Annotated in this window: 10 protein-coding genes; 5 read left to right on the top strand and 5 right to left on the bottom strand. The window is 36.9% G+C overall.

The window, feature by feature from the left end; translation table 11 throughout:
• The first annotated feature begins 358 nt into the window (after positions 1–358).
• Positions 359–1,318 (top strand): hypothetical protein, encoded by a 960-nt coding sequence (locus B154_RS0116335; protein ID WP_018615337.1) that lies wholly within the window; start codon positions 359–361, stop codon positions 1,316–1,318.
• Positions 1,319–1,376: 58 nt separating this feature from the next.
• On the opposite strand, the gene B154_RS0116340 is transcribed toward B154_RS0116335, so the two are convergent.
• The 3 genes from B154_RS0116340 to B154_RS0116350 all read right to left on the bottom strand — a co-directional run bounded on the left by B154_RS0116340 (position 1,377) and on the right by B154_RS0116350 (position 6,572).
• The gene (locus B154_RS0116340) at positions 1,377–3,143 is read right to left on the bottom strand and encodes an ABC transporter ATP-binding protein (RefSeq protein ID WP_018615338.1); all 1,767 of its coding nucleotides are present in this window, start codon (positions 3,141–3,143) and stop codon (positions 1,377–1,379) included.
• Positions 3,124–4,860 carry an ABC transporter ATP-binding protein gene (locus tag B154_RS0116345; protein WP_018615339.1) on the bottom strand — a complete coding sequence of 579 codons (1,737 nt, stop codon included), beginning with the start codon at positions 4,858–4,860 and terminating at the stop codon, positions 3,124–3,126. The genes B154_RS0116340 and B154_RS0116345 overlap by 20 nt, the downstream gene beginning before the upstream one ends.
• Before the next feature lie 425 nt (positions 4,861–5,285).
• Positions 5,286–6,572 carry an MFS transporter gene (locus tag B154_RS0116350; RefSeq protein WP_018615340.1) on the bottom strand — a complete coding sequence of 429 codons (1,287 nt, stop codon included), beginning with the start codon at positions 6,570–6,572 and terminating at the stop codon, positions 5,286–5,288.
• A 301-nt stretch (positions 6,573–6,873) separates the two neighbouring features.
• Between B154_RS0116350 and B154_RS0116355 the strand changes: the two genes are divergently transcribed.
• Positions 6,874–7,683: an endonuclease/exonuclease/phosphatase family protein gene (locus B154_RS0116355; RefSeq protein WP_033411865.1), complete on the top strand. Its 810-nt coding sequence runs from the start codon at positions 6,874–6,876 to the stop codon at positions 7,681–7,683.
• A gap of 347 nt (positions 7,684–8,030) precedes the next feature.
• Here B154_RS0116355 and B154_RS0116360 read toward each other — a convergent pair whose 3' ends face one another.
• Together B154_RS0116360 and B154_RS0116365 are read right to left on the bottom strand one after the other, a co-directional pair.
• Complete coding sequence (locus B154_RS0116360) at positions 8,031–8,933, bottom strand: aldo/keto reductase (protein WP_018615342.1); 903 nt, start codon at positions 8,931–8,933, stop codon at positions 8,031–8,033.
• Between the two features lie 154 nt (positions 8,934–9,087).
• Entirely contained in the window at positions 9,088–10,224 is a 1,137-nt protein-coding gene (locus tag B154_RS0116365; RefSeq protein WP_018615343.1) for a YncE family protein, read from the bottom strand.
• A 295-nt stretch (positions 10,225–10,519) separates the two neighbouring features.
• Here B154_RS0116365 and B154_RS0116370 point away from each other — a divergent pair, with 295 nt between their 5' ends.
• The 3 genes from B154_RS0116370 (at position 10,520) to B154_RS0116380 (ending at position 17,345) form a co-directional block, all read left to right on the top strand.
• Positions 10,520–12,259 carry a GMC oxidoreductase gene (locus tag B154_RS0116370; RefSeq protein WP_018615344.1) on the top strand — a complete coding sequence of 580 codons (1,740 nt, stop codon included), beginning with the start codon at positions 10,520–10,522 and terminating at the stop codon, positions 12,257–12,259.
• Between the two features lie 201 nt (positions 12,260–12,460).
• Positions 12,461–13,111 (top strand): gluconate 2-dehydrogenase subunit 3 family protein, encoded by a 651-nt coding sequence (locus B154_RS0116375; RefSeq protein WP_018615345.1) that lies wholly within the window; start codon positions 12,461–12,463, stop codon positions 13,109–13,111.
• A gap of 454 nt (positions 13,112–13,565) precedes the next feature.
• Positions 13,566–17,345: a PAS domain S-box protein gene (locus B154_RS0116380; RefSeq protein ID WP_018615346.1), complete on the top strand. Its 3,780-nt coding sequence runs from the start codon at positions 13,566–13,568 to the stop codon at positions 17,343–17,345.
• The last annotated feature ends 176 nt before the right edge of the window (positions 17,346–17,521 follow it).

Raw genomic sequence — 17,521 nt, forward strand, 5'->3', positions numbered from 1 at the left:
ACTTATGTAACAAAGTGCCGGCAGTTGCAGACTGTTTGTCTTTGCACTTATTACAACGCCGTATATGCTCCAGACCTGTCTTACTCCAGGATGTATTGCCACACTTTAAGCAAGTAAATTCCTTTTGCCATTTTAAACAACTCAGATATTTTAAACACTTTTCCTTGGTATCAAAATGCCTTGCAAACTCCAAAATGTCAGTACCTTTAAACATAATTAACTATAAATTTTAGCTAAGTTACTGATATTGCTAATATTATTAGTTTTAGTATTGGAGTATTTAAAGGCCTATTTCTATTATTTTAATTTAACAGTAAACGTCCTTCAACACAATACTTCTTAATCCAAAACAGATTTTATGAGAGAGATTAATCTAGCAAGAATGTATGCCCTTGTTGCTGTTTTATGTATGATTTTCTCTTGTAATAAATCAAGCGATGTCAATGCCCCGTCTTCTGTTAATTCTGTTCCACTTAGAGGCAAACTGGCGGTCCAGTTGCAGCTAGCTAAAGAAAACCTGCAGATTCAAAAAATTGATGCATCCATCATTTCATACAATCTCGAATCTGAACTAAAAGATGATAACCAGGTTTCGGCTTTAAGGCAAAAATTAGTTGCTGAGGAAAATTTTGTGCCGGAATTTGATGGTTCGAATGCAGCCTCTTTTAATGTAAGTACTATTAAAGAGCGTATGTTGAAATATAGAAAAGACCCTAATGAAGAACAAAATATAGTGCAGAATTTGCAGCAGCAAGTCTTTCCCATTCTTAAAGTAGGCCAGAAAGTATTGACTATTTTATGGAATGCCAATGGAAAGCAATTTAAGTCGTTATGTGTATATAATGATGAGGGCATAGTTTACGACAACATGTTATCTAATATAGTTCTTGCCAAAGCTACAGCAGCAATAGATGAAGTGAAGCTTTCCTCTGCAAGCCTTAAAACAAACACTGCTCAACGACCCAAACAATATAGTTTTACATCAACCGTAAGGGATGTAACTATTAAATGGTTATGGGGCGGCACGCGTGGAAAAGTGGTGATTAAGCATTATATAATCTGGAACGGATCTAATTATATATATGATCATGGTGGCAGCGTTGATGCGTGGATGTCTGTGGGTGCAGCAATGGGAAGATGGGCAAATAATTATCTTAACCGTCGCTCACGTTCTAAAATGGCGTGGGGCTACGGCTGGGCAACGCCAACTGCTTCTTTTAGTATAAAATTCAACAGTAAAAGCATCACTTTTTCGGCCACCACGAGCGGTGTGGGCAGTAAAGGCTCCGGAGACGGTATTCACACCATTTACTTATAATGGTTAACTATATGTTTTGCATATCTTGTTTGTCTGATTCCTGTTAAATACAATGTCGCTAACTAACTCTTACCCCATTCAACAATTTATCAAGTGCATTGCTAAATGAACCTGCAGGAGTAACCTCACCCGAATTGACAAAGAAGATTTCATCAGCATTTTCAATAGTGTTTAAACGGTGAGCTATAATGACGCGGGTTGTTTCTTTTGGTAATTCATCTAAAATTTTACTAAGCAATTTTTCAGTAACAGTATCAATATTTGCTGTTGCTTCATCCAAAATTAAAAGTTCAGGTTTGCGTAATACTGCACGAATAAAGGCGATCAGTTGTTTCTGCCCGAGGCTAACACTATCGCCTCCGGGTAGCACAAATGTTTCTAAGCCGTTATCAAATACTGACAGCAATTTTTCAAGATTCGCCTCTTTTATTACTCGCTCTAATTTCTCGTTAGAGTAGTTATTGTAACGATCGTTACCATACAAAATATTCTCTTTCACTGTTCCTGTAAATAAAAATGGTTCCTGCAAAATGAACCCGATCTTATGTGTTCGTTCAGCATCACTATACGATCTTATATCTTTACCATTGAGCAGGATCGTACCTTTTGTAGGATCATATAACCGGGCGATCAGGGACGCTGTTGTAGTTTTGCCTCCTCCGGTTGGACCCACAAAAGCATATGTTTTACCTTTTTCAAGTTTAATATTAATATTATGCAATATCTCCTGGCTATCGGGGTATTTGAAATGAACATTTCTGAATTCAATGAGTGAAGCTGGAGTTTTTATTATTAGGTCGTTAACAGGAACAGTTATGAGGTCACTATCGAGCGAAAGTATTTCCGCAATCCTATCCCATCCTGCCATGGCAAGCTGAAAATTGACCCAAAGTGCAGCCAATTGCCGTAGAGGATTATAAAAATAAGTGGCATAAGCCAAATAGCTTACCAGCAATCCAATAGTAAATTGACCATCTGCAATAAGGTAAACACCGTATGTCAAAACAATTAGTTGGGCTGCACTTGAGAGAAATTCATAAAAAGGGGGAAAAATCGTATTAGCCAGTCCTGCAGCTATGGATGTTGTATAGCTTTTTCGGTTTGATTCTTCAAGTCGCTTTCTGAAATAATCACGTCGGTTGAAAGCAATAATTACCTTAAAGTTTCCTATACTATCCTGTATCTCTGCACTCATGCCACCCACCGTTTTTAGCTTAATAGCATTTTTTTTCTTTACCCATGGTGATAGTATGCGGGTAAAAATAAAAATCATCATTGCCGGGATTAAAGCGGCAAGTCCCAATTTCACATTTATCACCAATAGAAAAATGCCCGCGCCAGTCATAGTTACAATGCTGGTAACAAATTGCAGCAGTGATTGAGAAAAAAATTGGTTCAATTTATCAGTATCGCTGTTGATCCTGGATATGAGATCGCCTGCTTTATTTTGATTAAAAAACGCGACAGGTAGATGCTGTAATTTGTTAAATATTGCATTACGCAAAGTATATAACGTGCGTTGTCCTACACCACCCATTAAGTTGGTTTGCAAATAACTGGCAGCTAAGCCTACAAGGTACATAACCAGTAATATGCCGGAAAAAAGTAACACTCCGTTGTATTGCTTTTTCTGCACATAATTATCGATTGTATAACCTATTAAAAATGGGCCCGATAAGCTAATTGCTGAATTGGTAAGAATGGCCAACAGTGCTAACAACAAATTCTTTTTTTCGTCTGTAATAAGTTTAAGCAAGCTTTTAAGTGCAGAGAGCGTAGAAGTTTTCTCCTTCTGTACACCAGGCTTAGTGAGGTTGTAATTCATAATTGCTGGTGCTTTGTTGTGAATTGAATATTTGTACGTATTCGGGGCTCGAATGCATCAGTTCATTATGCGTTCCGCTTGCGATGATTTCCCCCTCCATTAAAAGAATGATCTGATCGTATTGCTCCACTGATGCTATTTTCTGAGTAACAGAGAGCAAGGTTATATTGGGATAATTATTATGTACGTTGGCTAAAATTTTCCTTTCAGTACTAGAATCAACACGTGCAGTAAAATCGTCAAGTAATAAAATTACAGGGTTTATAGCCAAGGCACGTGCCAGCATTATACGTTGTTTTTGACCACCGGAAAGGTTAGCCCCTCGCTCTGATATAACTGTATCAAATCTTGCAGGCAAACCATTAATAAATTCTTTTAATTCAGCGGTTGAAACCGCTTTTTCCAGCGATTCATCGGTAACTGTATTACTAAAAGCTATATTCTCACGAATGCTTAAGTTAAAAACAATACTGTCCTGGAATACAAAACCAACTTGAGTATGAAACGACTCACTCTTATAATCTTCCACCTGGTGACCATCTATGAAAATAGCGCCTTTCGTTGGCTTTAATAATCCGGTTAAGAGATATAAAAGTTGAGTTTTACCTGCAGCCGTAGGGCCGATTATAGCGACCTTAGAACCTGCTTTTACTGAAAATGAAATATCTTTTAATACAGGCTTTTCTCCATAAGTTACTCTTACATCTTTAAATTCGATATCCCCACTAATTTTCGATGTAATTAAGCCTGCCCCCGTAGTCTCTGTTGTTTCCAGTACGGTGCTTATTCGTTGATAAGATGCAGTTGCCTGCGCAATTACATTGCTCATAAATCCGATAAGAATGATTGGAAAAATTAACAGGGACAAGTAACTGTTAAATGCAGCAAAATTACCCAGTGTCATACTGCCATTAATAACAAAATGACCTCCTAAAGCCAGGATGGCCAAACCAGCCATGTTGGCTGTAAAAGTTATTACCGGTATTAGAGCTGCAAAAAGCCTCAGAATTGAAAGCCCGAAACCTAGCGCTTTTTTATTTGCTTCAAGAAATTTTTCATATTCTAATTGCTGCGAATTAATAACTCTTATTAATGCCGACCCTAAAATACTCTCGTTTATTACCTTATTGAGCCAATCCATTACCTCCCTGCTTTTTATAAATAGTTTCCTTACATTTTTTAATACAAAGAAAAATGTTATCCCTATTATTGGTATTACAGCAATTACCGCCAATGCCAGTTTCCAGTTGATGGTAAGTAGTAATACTGTTACGCCTATAATTATAAAAACTGATGACACTATAGAAACTATAGCTTGAGAAACAAACAACTTAATTGAATCTACATCCGCTGTAAGATTGGTTAACAGTTTAGCTGGATTAGCAGCTTCTACCCAGCTATAACTTTGACTAGAGATTTTATCCGCCAATTTTGTGCGGAGATCCCTTGCCACACGCTCGGAAACATACGTCTGTATTACGTTTTGAAGATATGAAAATACAAATATTATTAGTACTGCAATTGCAAATAGTCTGATAAAATGTTTCGGTGAGAAGTTGCCGCTATTAAATGCATCTATGCCACTACCTATAATTTTAGGTAACCATAAATTAAGCCCGTTGCTAATTACCGCAAACAGTAGCAGCAAGCCAACCATACCTGCATATGGCTTCAACAGGCTTGATATACCTTTTTGTTTTCTACTCTGATCAGCCATGAAAATTATGTTGATTATGTTACTTTTCTACCAGTAAAGGTTTTTAAAAATCCACCGGTTTTTTTTTAAAATGAAATTATTTGTTCTTAGCCAGCCTGTCAGGAAAGATAAAGATTAATCTCTATAGTAGAGCTGGGCCTTGCACTTACAGTTTCAAAAAGCTGGATTGCTATTATTATTTTTCCATATTGCAAATTCCGAATTCAATATTATAAAGATAGCAGAAAATGATCTCTTATCATTACTTTACTGTAGTGCTACTACTAACGCCTTCACCGAACGTAGTTTAGTGAGCTTGGTCAAGTTGAATGATGTTTTCTTCATTAGTTTGCCAAATATAAATAGCCCGACAATATACGCGCCACTGCAATCGACAGTTCAGTTAAGCGATAACTGGAGTTTAAAAACTTTTTATAAAACAAGTATCAGACGTTTAAAATAACGGGCTTAATTACATCTTCCTTCAAGCTAACTTGTTTCAACGGATCAATGGCTAACCAAAGCAGGCTACCTGTTAGCATTACAAGGGCAACTACAAAAAGAGGGTAATCAAAATTATGGGTTACATCTACTATTTTACCAAATATAATGGCAAGAAAAAAAGCTCCCATCTGTCCAAAAAAATTCATCGCACCGGTAACGGTTCCTGCATTATTTCTGCCGATGTCTGTACAAACTGCATATGAAACCATCACACCAAAAGAAAAGAAGCCATTCGCAGCAATAAGGCAAAAGGCTACCAAATTACTTTGAGGTAAGATAGCAGCTAAAAAAATAAGTAAGCCACAAATACCAAGGCCAAACATACCAACAAACCGTCTTCCGAAACACAAGCCTTTTCGCCTGACCAAAAGATCGCCAGCAAATCCTCCAACTAAAAAGCCGATAATGCCAACTATAAACAATGTAAAAACAATGTTTTTCATTCCATTTTCTGAGAAATGCTTTCCTTCAACCAGGTACACTGGCATCCATGCTACAAAAAAATAATTAGCCCATTGGCAGCAAAAATACATGAGCATCAATGCCCAAAGGTTTCTGTTTCTAAGAATTACTTTCCATGGTATGTGATGGTGACTATTGCTAAACCGACAGTTACTTTCGATATATTGAACCTCTTTCGGTGATATTTTTTTCATTTGTGCGGGAAAATTTTGAAACCATGTATAACAGATAATGACCCAAATAACACCAATAGCAGCATTTACATAAAAAGGGGCACGCCAGCCAAAAGATACGGCTATGGGAATAATGATAAGAGGTGCTATTGCAGAACCAATTTGTGAACCTATACCTACCCACGTTAAAGACCGCCCGATTTCCTGAACAGGAAACCATCTTGATATTACGATCATGCAATTGGGATAAGTACCAGACTCTCCTACTCCAAATAAAAAACGGATTAAAATCAAAGAGAAAAGACCCGTTGCCAGACCGGTTAAAGCTGTAAATAAAGACCATAATAAAACGATACGAATAAAAAGGGCCTTCGGACCAATTTTATCTCCTAATATGCCTGAAGGAATTTCGAAAAGAGCATAGGCCAATGAAAAAGAGGCCAGTACCCATCCAAACTGTCCATTTGTTAGGGCGAACTCACTTTTTATTCTTACACCTACAATAGAAATGCAAATACGATCGAGGTATGTTAGCGTAGTTAGTGAGCAGAGCAATGCTAACACACGGTAACGGTATGGAAGTTTTTGCAGCATTTCCTAAAATTATAGATTAATCGTTAGCAAAACTGGTAAGTAATGCAGCATTTTTATTCACCCGAATAGAAAGAGGATTTGGCTAAAGCTGCATAAAGCAAAGCAGATGAAAGTGGATTATAACCAAGCTTACAACATTTTTCGATGGCATTTAATTTTCTTTTTCCCTTCATTCATTCGTATGCTTAAGTCTCTTGAAAACTTACTACAAAAACAACGTTTATTTGCACTTTTTGAAAATTCTACTTGCTTTAGACTAGACGGGGTACGAAAGGCGTTAATCAAGATGAAAAATTCTACTTTGAAAATATTTGTTGTAATAATATTATTAATTGCCTTTCCTATAGTAAGCTTTTGCGCTGCTATCTCCATTTGCACCTGGAACTTAAAAGACTTTGGGAAAAGTAAATCTTGTGCAGAAATTGCCTTTATTGCCAACGTCTTAAAAGATTATGATGTTGTAGCTATACAAGAAGTGGTAGCAGGATATGGAGGTGCGCAAGCTGTTGCAAGGCTGGTTGATGCACTTGACACAAAAGGCAGCAAATGGGACTATACTATTAGCGATCCTACAAGCAGCAGTGCTTATAAAACTGAAAGATATGCTTACATCTGGAAGAAAAATAAAGCAACCAGGAAGGGACGCGCATGGCTTGAAAAGAAATATAATATTGAAATTGATCGCGAGCCGTATTATATTACTTTAAGTGCAGAGGGTAAAGAAATTACACTTGTTAATTTTCACGCGATTACTAAAAGTAAGCAACCGGAAACGGAGGTAAAGTACCTTAAATTTCTGCCGGGTTCTTATCCAAACCAAACATTGATTTTTGTTGGAGATTTCAATCTTCCCCAATCACATTCGGTCTTTAATCCCTTAAAAGGAATGGGATATGAGCCTTTGTTATTAAATCAGAAAACCAGCTTGCGACAAAAGTGCATTAATAATGATTGCCTGGCTTCGGAGTATGACAATATGTTCTTTATAAGAAAGAAGTGTAAAGTAACAAGGTGTGGTATTATACCGTTCTATAACCGTAATACAGATTTTCATGAAGCAAGATTAATTTCTGACCATGTTCCTGTTTTTGCTGAAATTGAAATAATGTAAATTCTCTTTTGTTAATGAAAACATTTCAGCTTTTACTACTCATCTTGTTTACAAATTTGCTTTTTCCATTCCAATTCATTTTACAGTTTTCCTTATGAATCGATAAAAAAAAAAAAAAAAATTATTTAAAAATGGTCCTAATTATATTACGATAAATTTGGAAATAACATATTTATTACCGTATCTTAGAGGTGAATTAAGAATTGATTGTTTTGTTAAGAAGCGAGCAGTTTCTTACTTTAAAGAAGCATTAGGTTAGTTAGCATATACGGGCTTAGGCAAGTATAAACTAAAGAATTTAATGCTTTTTCTTTTTCCATCATTTTTAAATATTTCAACTATCATTCTTATTGCAGCATCGCAAGGTCCTCTTCATCTAAAAGTATGGTGATTGCTTCCAGGTTTTCTTTTAAGTGGTTTAATGACGATGTTCCGGGAATAGGCAGAATCCAAGGAGATTTATGTAAAAGCCACGCTAGGTTTATTTGAGCTTTGGAAGCTGCGTGTTTTTGGGCTACTTTCTCTATTTTTTCGACTGCTTGTGGTAAAGAAGTGATTAATGAAAAAAATGGAATTAAGGGAATGCTGTTTTCTTCGCACGTTTTCAAAACTTCCTCTCCGCCCCTGGTTTCACCTATAGGTAGCTTTGCAGTCGTACGCTGTGTAAAGCTATACATGTTTTGAACCGTAGCTATTTTGCCATGCTTTAATCCCCATTGCAATTCTGCATCTGTTACATTGCTTAATCCAACATGTAATATTTTCCCTTCGCGCTGAAGCTGAAACATGGCATCAACAGATTCGGCAAAAGGTACAGGGTTATTATGTGTTGACATACGAAAATGCACCACAGGCAATTGTTCCAGCTTTAATTGTTTAAGATTGTTGTCGATACTTTGCCTCAGTTCTTCAGGTCGGGTAAATACAGGCCAGCTTTTATCAGCCGCTCTTTTGGCTCCAACCTTTGTACAAATTACAAGATCAGAAGAATAGGGATACAAAGCTTCCACAATCAGCCGGTTGGTAACATCCGGTCCATAATAATCAGCGGTGTCAATAAAGTTTACGCCCTCGTCAACTGCTTTTCTCAATACCTGTATAGCCTCATCCCTGTTAGCTGGCTCACCCCAAATTCCTTCACCCGTCAAACGCATGGTGCCATATCCCATTCTATATACTTCCAAAGGAGAACCCGAGTCTTTTCCGACCGTTATTTTTTTTGATATTGTATTAGACGTTGAAGAATTCATAATCGTAATTTTATGTGAACTATTTAATCTCTTGATAATTCCAGCCTTTATCCTAAATAATGCTGCGCACTTTATCAGGCTTAGACAAAAGCATTTAATCTTCTTGTTGCCGTTACAAATGTATTAAACCCTGCACTTTGTAATTTTAGTGGTGTTACTTTCTTATACCTCCAGTGCCAAACTGGTTTCCAGCCTTTACAGCCTTATTGCCATCAAAATCTATTTCCACCATTTTCTCGCTTTCTACATTGTTATAAAACTCATCCTGCAATGTTGTGAGTATCTTACGGGTTTTAACATCGATCACCTCCCCGCTTGATGGATAAACATATTTTCCATCTATGCTAAAAGTAATCCATCCTGGCATGTCCTGTACCGGGATAGTCGTTAATTGCTGATAAGGTTTCATAGCATTAAAAACATGTACGCGCATGTTATGCCCGTCCGCCACCCACAATTCCTTTTCATCGGGAGTAAGGCCAATGCCATGACTGGGATTGCCGTGTCGCCGTACCGGGCCCATATTCCATCCTTCTACCTCTATGCGTGCAAGTTTTTTGCCTGTTGTAAGATCTCCCACTTCAAAACCAAGAAGGCTATCAACAGTCGCATAAACAAGGGTTTCTTTGCCATTGATAGTAAAGGGGCGGACGAAGTTTCCGAAAGGACCGACTTTGTTAACAAGCGCATTATTTTTTGCATCTGAAACATACAACCAGGGTGATGCAATATCCGCAAGGTAAACAAGGTTTCCTGCAGGACCAGATATGGTATTATGCGCTCTTTTAAAAACAGTGATCTTTTTTATGATATCGCCCGTAGTGCAATCTACAACGTTCCAAAAGTCTTTTTCTAAAGAAGGGAGATACATCGTTTTTCCGTCAGGTGAAACAGACATGCGGTCACACCCTCCATCAAATTTTTTCTCCCAAACAATTTTTTCTGTTGTCAGGTCTATGCGTTGCAGCGATTCAAGCGTGCTTATATAAATGCTGTTGAGAGGCAGGCTCACAGCAATGCCTTTAACATTCGAAGGCGTTTTATCCGGGTGAAGTCCTCCGGTGACAATGCGTTTTACAAACCGGTGATTATTATTAATATCAAAAACGAGCAGACCATGTCCGCCATATCCTAAGTAATCTCTGATCCCCGGCACTGCTACATATAAATATTTCTTTGTTGCTACCGGAGAAAATAAAAAAGTACTGTGCTTTTTTCGTGGTATGGCCGCTTCTATAAACAACATGGCTAACAACGATAGCAAAAGAAAAACAAGTGGCTTTATTTTCATATAATCATTTTATTAACTGCCATTCTTCCAATTATATTTTTTTAAGTCGTTTAAGATCAAAGCAGTTTTTAAATTTTGTGTGATAAAGGAAAGTTAGGGTAAATTGTTTGTAATTATGGTAGGCCCAGTGCAGGTTCATCATCATTTAAGTTGCTTATAAATTATTTAATAAATTTTATTCTCTTTTTTTATTTTTTCTATTGCCGGGGGTTATTGCAAAAAAATATTTCTGTATTCAACTTATATTTTTACATTTAGAAATTCTTATGATTTTCTAACTGCTTACCAAAAAATAATGGGCGATATACAAATTAAAAAATCAACAAAAATTTACGATGCAGTAGTTGTTGGTTCTGGTGCCGGAGGAGGAATGTCTGCATACGTTTTAGCTAATGCCGGAGCAAAAGTTTTATTATTAGAAGCTGGACCTTTCTTCGATCCTGTTAAACATTCACAACAATTAAAGTTCCCTTACGATTCACCAAGAAGAGGCGCTGGCACTAAATTCAGGGCTTTTGGTGACTTTGATGCAGCTTATGGTGGTTGGCAACTGGAAGGTGAGCCTTACACAAAAAAAGAAAATACCGAGTTTGATTGGTTCCGATCCAGGATGCTGGGGGGCCGTACCAATCACTGGGGTAGGATATCACTACGGTTCGGGCCCAAAGATTTTCAACCTAATGATGGTTACAGCGAAAACTGGCCGATAACGTACGAAGAAGTAAAACCTTATTACGATAAGGTAGATATGCTGATTGGTGTCTACGGCACTAAAGAAGGACTAGAGAATGACCCTGATGGAATTTATCTTCCACCTCCGAAGCTTCGACTAAATGAAATGTTTATTAAAAAAGGAGCAGAAAGTGTAGGTGTAAAAGTAATTCCGGGAAGAGGTTCTGTTTTAACCAAAGCACTTACTAATAATAAAGACCGCGGATCTTGTTTCTTCTGCGGACAATGCAACCGAAGCTGCAAGGTGTATGCTGATTTTTCTGCTTCATCATGCCTGGTTATTCCAGCTTTAAAGACAGGGAATCTCGAGGTGATCTCCAACGCAATGGTTCGGGAAGTACTTACAGACGAGAAGGGGCTCGCAACTGGTGTTTCTTACGTAAGCAAAGAAGATATGCAAGAATACCAGGTGAAGGGAAAAACCGTAATTCTTGGTGCAAGCTCCTGCGAAAGTGCAAGAATAATGCTTAATTCAAAATCTAAAACGCATCCTAATGGCCTTGCCAATAGCAGTGGCCTTGTAGGTAAATATTTGCAGGATTCTACAGGTGCTTCTTTATCCGGCATACTTCCGCAGTTGGTTGATCGTAAGCGTTATAATGAAGATGGCGTAGGGAGCATTCACTTATTAGGACCGTGGGTGTATGATAATAAAAAACTTGATTTCCCTCGCGGATATCATATAGAGTTTGGTGGAGGAATGGGTATGCCGGGATATGGGTTTGGCGGAGACGTACCAAAAGTAAACGGCCAGGTAGCTGGGGCCGATGGAAAGATGAAAGAAGCTGGAGGTTTTGGTGCTTCATTAAAAAATGATTATCGCCGCTTTTATGGTACCGGTGTTGGAATGTCTGGCCGTGGCGTAGGAATGGCAAGAATTGATAATTATTGCGAAATTGATCCTAACGTGGTAGATAGATTTGGAATACCTGTTTTGCGCTTTCATTACAAGTGGAACAATGATGAAATAAACCAGGCAAAGCATATGCAAGAGACATTTCAGTCGATTATGCACGCCATGGGTGCTATTGTCACATCTTCTGAACGTAATGCTGAAAACAACTGGGGGTTAGAAGCTCCGGGAAGAATAATACATGAAGTAGGAACAGCAAGAATGGGTAATGACCCGAAAAAATCAGTATTAAACAAATGGTGCCAGGCGCATGATTGTAAAAATCTTTTTGTTGTTGACGGTGCATCTCAAGTGCAACAATCAGACAAAAACGCAACCTGGACTATCCTTGCTTTTTCCATGAGAACAGCAGAATACATATTGGAGCAGAATAAAAAGCAGAATGTATAATACTATTTTTTAAAACTCTATTGTTTAACGAGATTGTGTGGAACAAAACCCAATGCTCATATAGCAACTCCGGTTGTGTCACTCACTTGTACTGCATCTTTTTCATGGCAGCAAAAATGTGAGTAACCGTTACATGTTAAACAATAGAAATCTATACTGCATTTGGCAAAGTTGAAATTTAAAACTCTTTAAAAACATTTTATGAACAGGCGGGATTCATTAAAAGCGCTAACTATAGGCACCCTTTCTACAGAGGTTTTATTAAAAGCATGTAAACCAAAGGACCAAAATGTTGAAGCGTCCAAAGTTAACACATCAGAGTCTGACCGTCCGCAAGAAGAATTAGATAGAAATAAGGAATTAAATGCTGAAAAATTTTTTACTCCGCATGAGATGGCTACCATAACGGTATTAGGAGACATCATTATTCCAAAAGATGATAAGTCAGGAAGCGCTTCTGATGCAAAGGTTCCGGAATTTATAGAGTTTATCGTAAAGGATATACCCGACCACCAGTTGCCAATGAGAGGAGGTTTGCGTTGGCTTGATCTTCAAATGCTTAACCGTTATAATAATTCATTTAAAGATTGCACTGCTGATCAGCAACTTCAAATGGTTACCGAGTTAGCATATCCTGCTAAAGCAAAGCCTGAAATGCAGCAGGGAGTAGCCTTTTTTAATCGTATGAGAAGTCTTACAGCCACCGGTTTTTTTACCAGTAAGATGGGCCTGGATGACCTTGGATATGTAGGTAACAGGCCAAACCAATGGAATGGCGTCCCCGATGATGTATTAAAACAATACGGACTAGCTTACACTGATAAAGAATTAAAGGAAAGTGTTAGTTTTTAAATTTTAAAGGCTTGAACAGATTAAAATTGCAGGTGCTAAAATTAGGTGTTTTACCAACTGAGAAAATAATAAAAGAGACGGCTAATCAGGCGTCTCTTTTTGATTCCCACTTCTGCCACTAAAAAGCTTTTCTTAACTGTAAGTATTGAGATAACGTCCATTGTGTTCCAGGTTAAAAGGCAATTTTTTATCAATTCATATTTTCTTAACTTAGGTTGCTTGCACACCAAGAAGTGCCTGCCTTGCTTTTTCTTGTTGTATAGTTCCGTTTCGCTACACCATGAGTCCACACCATTAAGGACTTGCTAAGCCAGGATAAAGAGCAACATTAGATTTACTCATAATAAAAGCACTCTTATTATAAAGAAGTATTCTATTTATAAAAATAAAATACAGATTATATCGCAGATATATCTATGTGATCTATAACTTTATGCAACACATCCTGTGAAAAATGGAAAACGACAACGTTTTAAACGACCCGGGTCAGAAAAAATTTCAAACCGAAAAATGTAATCCTTACTGCTATACAGATTTGTTTTCAAAAGCTCCTTGCATGATAGCTATCTTAAGAGGCAAGGAACACATTATTGAAACTGCCAATCCGCGATTTTTACAATTTATAGGCAAAAAAGACATTATCGCAAAAAAGCTAAGAGAAGTACAACCGGCACTGGAGGAGCAAGGTTTTGTACAACTATTAGACAATGTTTATAATACCGGTCAATCTTTTTCTGCAACTGAATTAAAAGTAAAAATAGACATCGAAAGCAATGGTATTTTGGTAGATAATTATGTGAATTTAGTTTTAGAAGCTTGCAAAAATGTGGATGGCGAGATCGAGGGTTTGTTTTTGTTTGCAAGCGATGTAACTGAGTTAATACTGGCACGTAAAAAAGCCGAGGAAAGTGAAAGCCTGTACCGGCAAATCGTTGAAATAGCACAGGAAGGTATATGGATGGTTGACAAAGAAAACGAGACCATTTTTGTTAATGCTCAACTTGCTGAAATATTAGGATACACTCCGGAAGAAATGATTGGTAAGAAAAACAGTTTTTTCATGGATGAAGATGGTAAAAAAATAGCGTCGGATGCCGCTATTGGCAGGATACCGGGAAGGAATGAAAAAATGGATGTACCCTGTATCAAAAAAAATGGAAAAAAAGTTTGGCTTAATTTCTCGGGTTCTACTTTAATAGATGAACAGGGGCAGTACAATGGCGCTATTGCCATGGTTATAGATGTTACCGAACGAAAAATAGCAGAAGAGAAATTAATGCAGAGTGAAGAACGTTTTCGTGCACTTATTGAAAATACACATGATGCCATCGTTTTGTATGACAAGGATTTAATAACCATTTATAGAAGTTCGTCCGCAACCAGAATAATGGGCTATAACGATGAGGATAGACTTGATAAAAAGTTGAATCTAGTAATTCATCCCGACGATGCGAAAAAAATAAACAGACATATTGTTGAAGTACTAAATACCCCTGGTAAGACGCTTAGGTTTACAATCAGAACTAAACATAAAGCCGGGCACTACATATGGATTGAAGGAGTTTCAACAAATTTATTGCATAATGAAATTGTTCATGCCATAGTTACTAATTTCAGAGATATTACTCAAAAAAAGCAATTTGAAGAAACCTTAAAATTTAATGAAAAACGTTTTAGGGCATTAATTGAAAACAGTGAAGATTTGCTTGCTCTTATTAATGAGGATGAAAAGGTAAAATATGTAAGCCCGGCAGTAAAAAGAATATTGGGTTATACAACTAATGAAATTTGTGATCGCCACTATTTCCATATAATACAGCCCGAAGATATGGAAGCGGCTCAGGAGGCATTAAAAAAAGTACTTGCAAATCCGGCAAAGCCTATTCCTGTAGTAGCGCGAAACAAGAAAAAAGACGGCTCTTATATTTGGATGGAAGGTACTATTACCAATATGCTGAAAGTACAAGGCGTAAACGCCATAGTTTCAAATACAAGAGATATCACTCAACGAAAAATTGCAGAAGATGTAACGCGAAAAAACGAAGCCCTGTTAGCCGAGGCGCAACGAATTGCAAAATATGGAAATTGGAACCTCGATCTAATCTCCGATACACTTACCTGGTCCGATGAGCTTTTTAATGTGTTTGGAATTGAAAAGAATTTATTTGGCCAAAGTTTTAATTCATTTATTGATTTAATAGACGAGGCTGACCGAGACTACGTTCTCAATAGCTCCCATTACGCACAAACAACAGGAAAGCCATTTGATATTGAATATCATATTACAACTCCCTTAGGAGAAAAACGTATTATACATGACATAGGCAGTGCAGAACTTGATTCAACAGGAAAAGTAATACGCCTGTATGGTACTGCTCAAAACATTACAGAACGTAAAAAAGCCGAAGAAGAATTAATAAAAGAAAAAAACCTCTCTGATTCTATAATAAACAATTTAACCGGTATTTTTTATCTTTTAAATATAAATGGAAGATTTTTAAGATGGAATAAAAATGCAGAAACGATTACCGGCTATACCGCTGAGGAACTGCGCGAAATAAATGCAGTTGATCTGTTCGATGAGGATGAAAAAGAAATGATTGCTCAAAAAATAGAAGAAGTATTTATAAAAGGCAAGGCAAAGGTTGAAGCAAATCTTGTAACTAAAAACAACGGTAAAATTCCTTATTTTTTCAAAGCGTCCGCAGCTGTTTTCGAAGGTACTCCCTGCCTCATCGGAATGGGAATTGATATTAGGGAACGCAAAGAAACAGAAGCGATCATAAAGGAAAGTGAAGCAAAATACCATTCATTTTTTCAAAACAATATGGATGCTGTTCTGCTAACGACCTCTACAGGACAAATATTAGAGGCCAACCCGCAAGCCGGAGTAATTTTTGGAATGAATGAAAGAGATATTTGTGCTGCAAGCATATTTAATCTTGCCGATCCGACAGACGAACGGATACAGATGCTTTCTGAAGAACTTCGCGGTACAGGAAGAGCAAAAGGCGAAGTCAACATGTTACGCAAGAATGGAACCGCTTTCCCTTGTGAGATAGCTGCTGTTACCTATAAAGATGGCTGTAAAGAGGAAAGGACAAGTATAATAATCAGAGATATTTCCGAAAGAAAACGCGCAGAAGAAGGATTATTAAAAGTAAATGAACGATATAAGTTAGCAACCAGGGCAACCAGTAACGCAATTTGGGATTGGGATCTTCTTAATGACAGGACTTACTGGTCTGAAGCATATCAAACTACCTTTGGCTATAACACTTCAGGTGCTCCTCAAAAATTTAAGAGTTGGATTGACCGCGTACATCCTTTAGATAGGGAAAGGGTATATAATAAAATTATTAAAGCAATATCAGGAAACGCCGGAAATTATTGGGAAGATGAATATAGATTCATAAAAGCCGACGGAACTATAGCGTATGTGTCCGACAGAGGAAATTTGGTGTATGACGAGCAAAATATTCCCACTCGCTTTGTAGGCGCAATGCAGGATATTACATTGAGAAAAGAAATTGAAAATGAACGGGAATTACTAATAAAAGAACTGACAAAAACCAATGCCGACCTGAAGCAGTTTTCATTTATCACTTCACATAATTTAAGGGCTCCCCTATCTAACATCACTGCCATATTAGATCTTATAAACTATTCCACATTAGATGAAGAAAATCGTGCTATGCTGGAAATGCTAAAAGTATCAGGTAAACAACTAAGTTCAACAATAGAAGATCTTTCAAGTATTCTAATAATAAAAAATAATATAAATGTAGAAGTTACCTCAATTAATATTCAACATATTTTCAAAGAAATAGAGAAAACATTTATAAATGAATTAAACAATGTGGGAGGAACTATTATTACCGATTTTAAAGTTCCCGAGCTGAACTTTCATAAGACATATCTTGAAAGTATTTTCATAAACCTTATTTCAAATGCTATAAAATACCGATCACCTGAACGTAATTTAGTTTTAAAAATTTCAACCTTTTACAATGCCAATGGAAATTGTGAACTTACCTTTTCTGATAACGGAATTGGAATTGATTTAGTAAGACATAAAAATAAAATTTTTGGGCTTTACCAAAGATTTAATAGTGAAATAGAAGGGCATGGTTTAGGTTTATTTATTATTAAATCGCAAATAAATGCACTCCGCGGAACTATAGAAATTGAAAGCGAAGTTGATAAAGGAACAAAATTTATAATAACCTTTTAGGTAAATTATTATGAGTTTCGTTGTTATTTAATGGAATGAATCATTTAAGGAGAAATTCTCTTTGTTTTGTTATATCAATGTTTAAAAAAATACTACTGCTCTACATTGCCCACTTATTCTTTTAAAATTTAGTATCTTTTACCAACAAATTATAAGACTTTTTCATCTGCGGAACA

It is taken from the genome of Segetibacter koreensis DSM 18137 (genome assembly GCF_000374045.1).
Classification (GTDB): Bacteria; Bacteroidota; Bacteroidia; order Chitinophagales; family Chitinophagaceae; genus Segetibacter; species Segetibacter koreensis.

Excerpts from the sequence above, each read along its gene's own strand:
- B154_RS0116340 (WP_018615338.1), bottom strand. The coding sequence starts at position 3,143 with ATGAATTACAACCTCACTAAGCCTGGTGTACAGAAGGAGAAAACTTCT.
- B154_RS0116370 (WP_018615344.1), top strand. The coding sequence starts at position 10,520 with ATGGGCGATATACAAATTAAAAAATCAACAAAAATTTACGATGCAGTA.
- B154_RS0116380 (WP_018615346.1), top strand. The coding sequence starts at position 13,566 with ATGGAAAACGACAACGTTTTAAACGACCCGGGTCAGAAAAAATTTCAA.
- B154_RS0116360 (WP_018615342.1), bottom strand. The coding sequence starts at position 8,933 with ATGAATTCTTCAACGTCTAATACAATATCAAAAAAAATAACGGTCGGA.
- B154_RS0116345 (WP_018615339.1), bottom strand. The coding sequence starts at position 4,860 with ATGGCTGATCAGAGTAGAAAACAAAAAGGTATATCAAGCCTGTTGAAG.
- B154_RS0116375 (WP_018615345.1), top strand. The coding sequence starts at position 12,461 with ATGAACAGGCGGGATTCATTAAAAGCGCTAACTATAGGCACCCTTTCT.
- B154_RS0116335 (WP_018615337.1), top strand. The coding sequence starts at position 359 with ATGAGAGAGATTAATCTAGCAAGAATGTATGCCCTTGTTGCTGTTTTA.
- B154_RS0116350 (WP_018615340.1), bottom strand. The coding sequence starts at position 6,572 with ATGCTGCAAAAACTTCCATACCGTTACCGTGTGTTAGCATTGCTCTGC.
- B154_RS0116365 (WP_018615343.1), bottom strand. The coding sequence starts at position 10,224 with ATGAAAATAAAGCCACTTGTTTTTCTTTTGCTATCGTTGTTAGCCATG.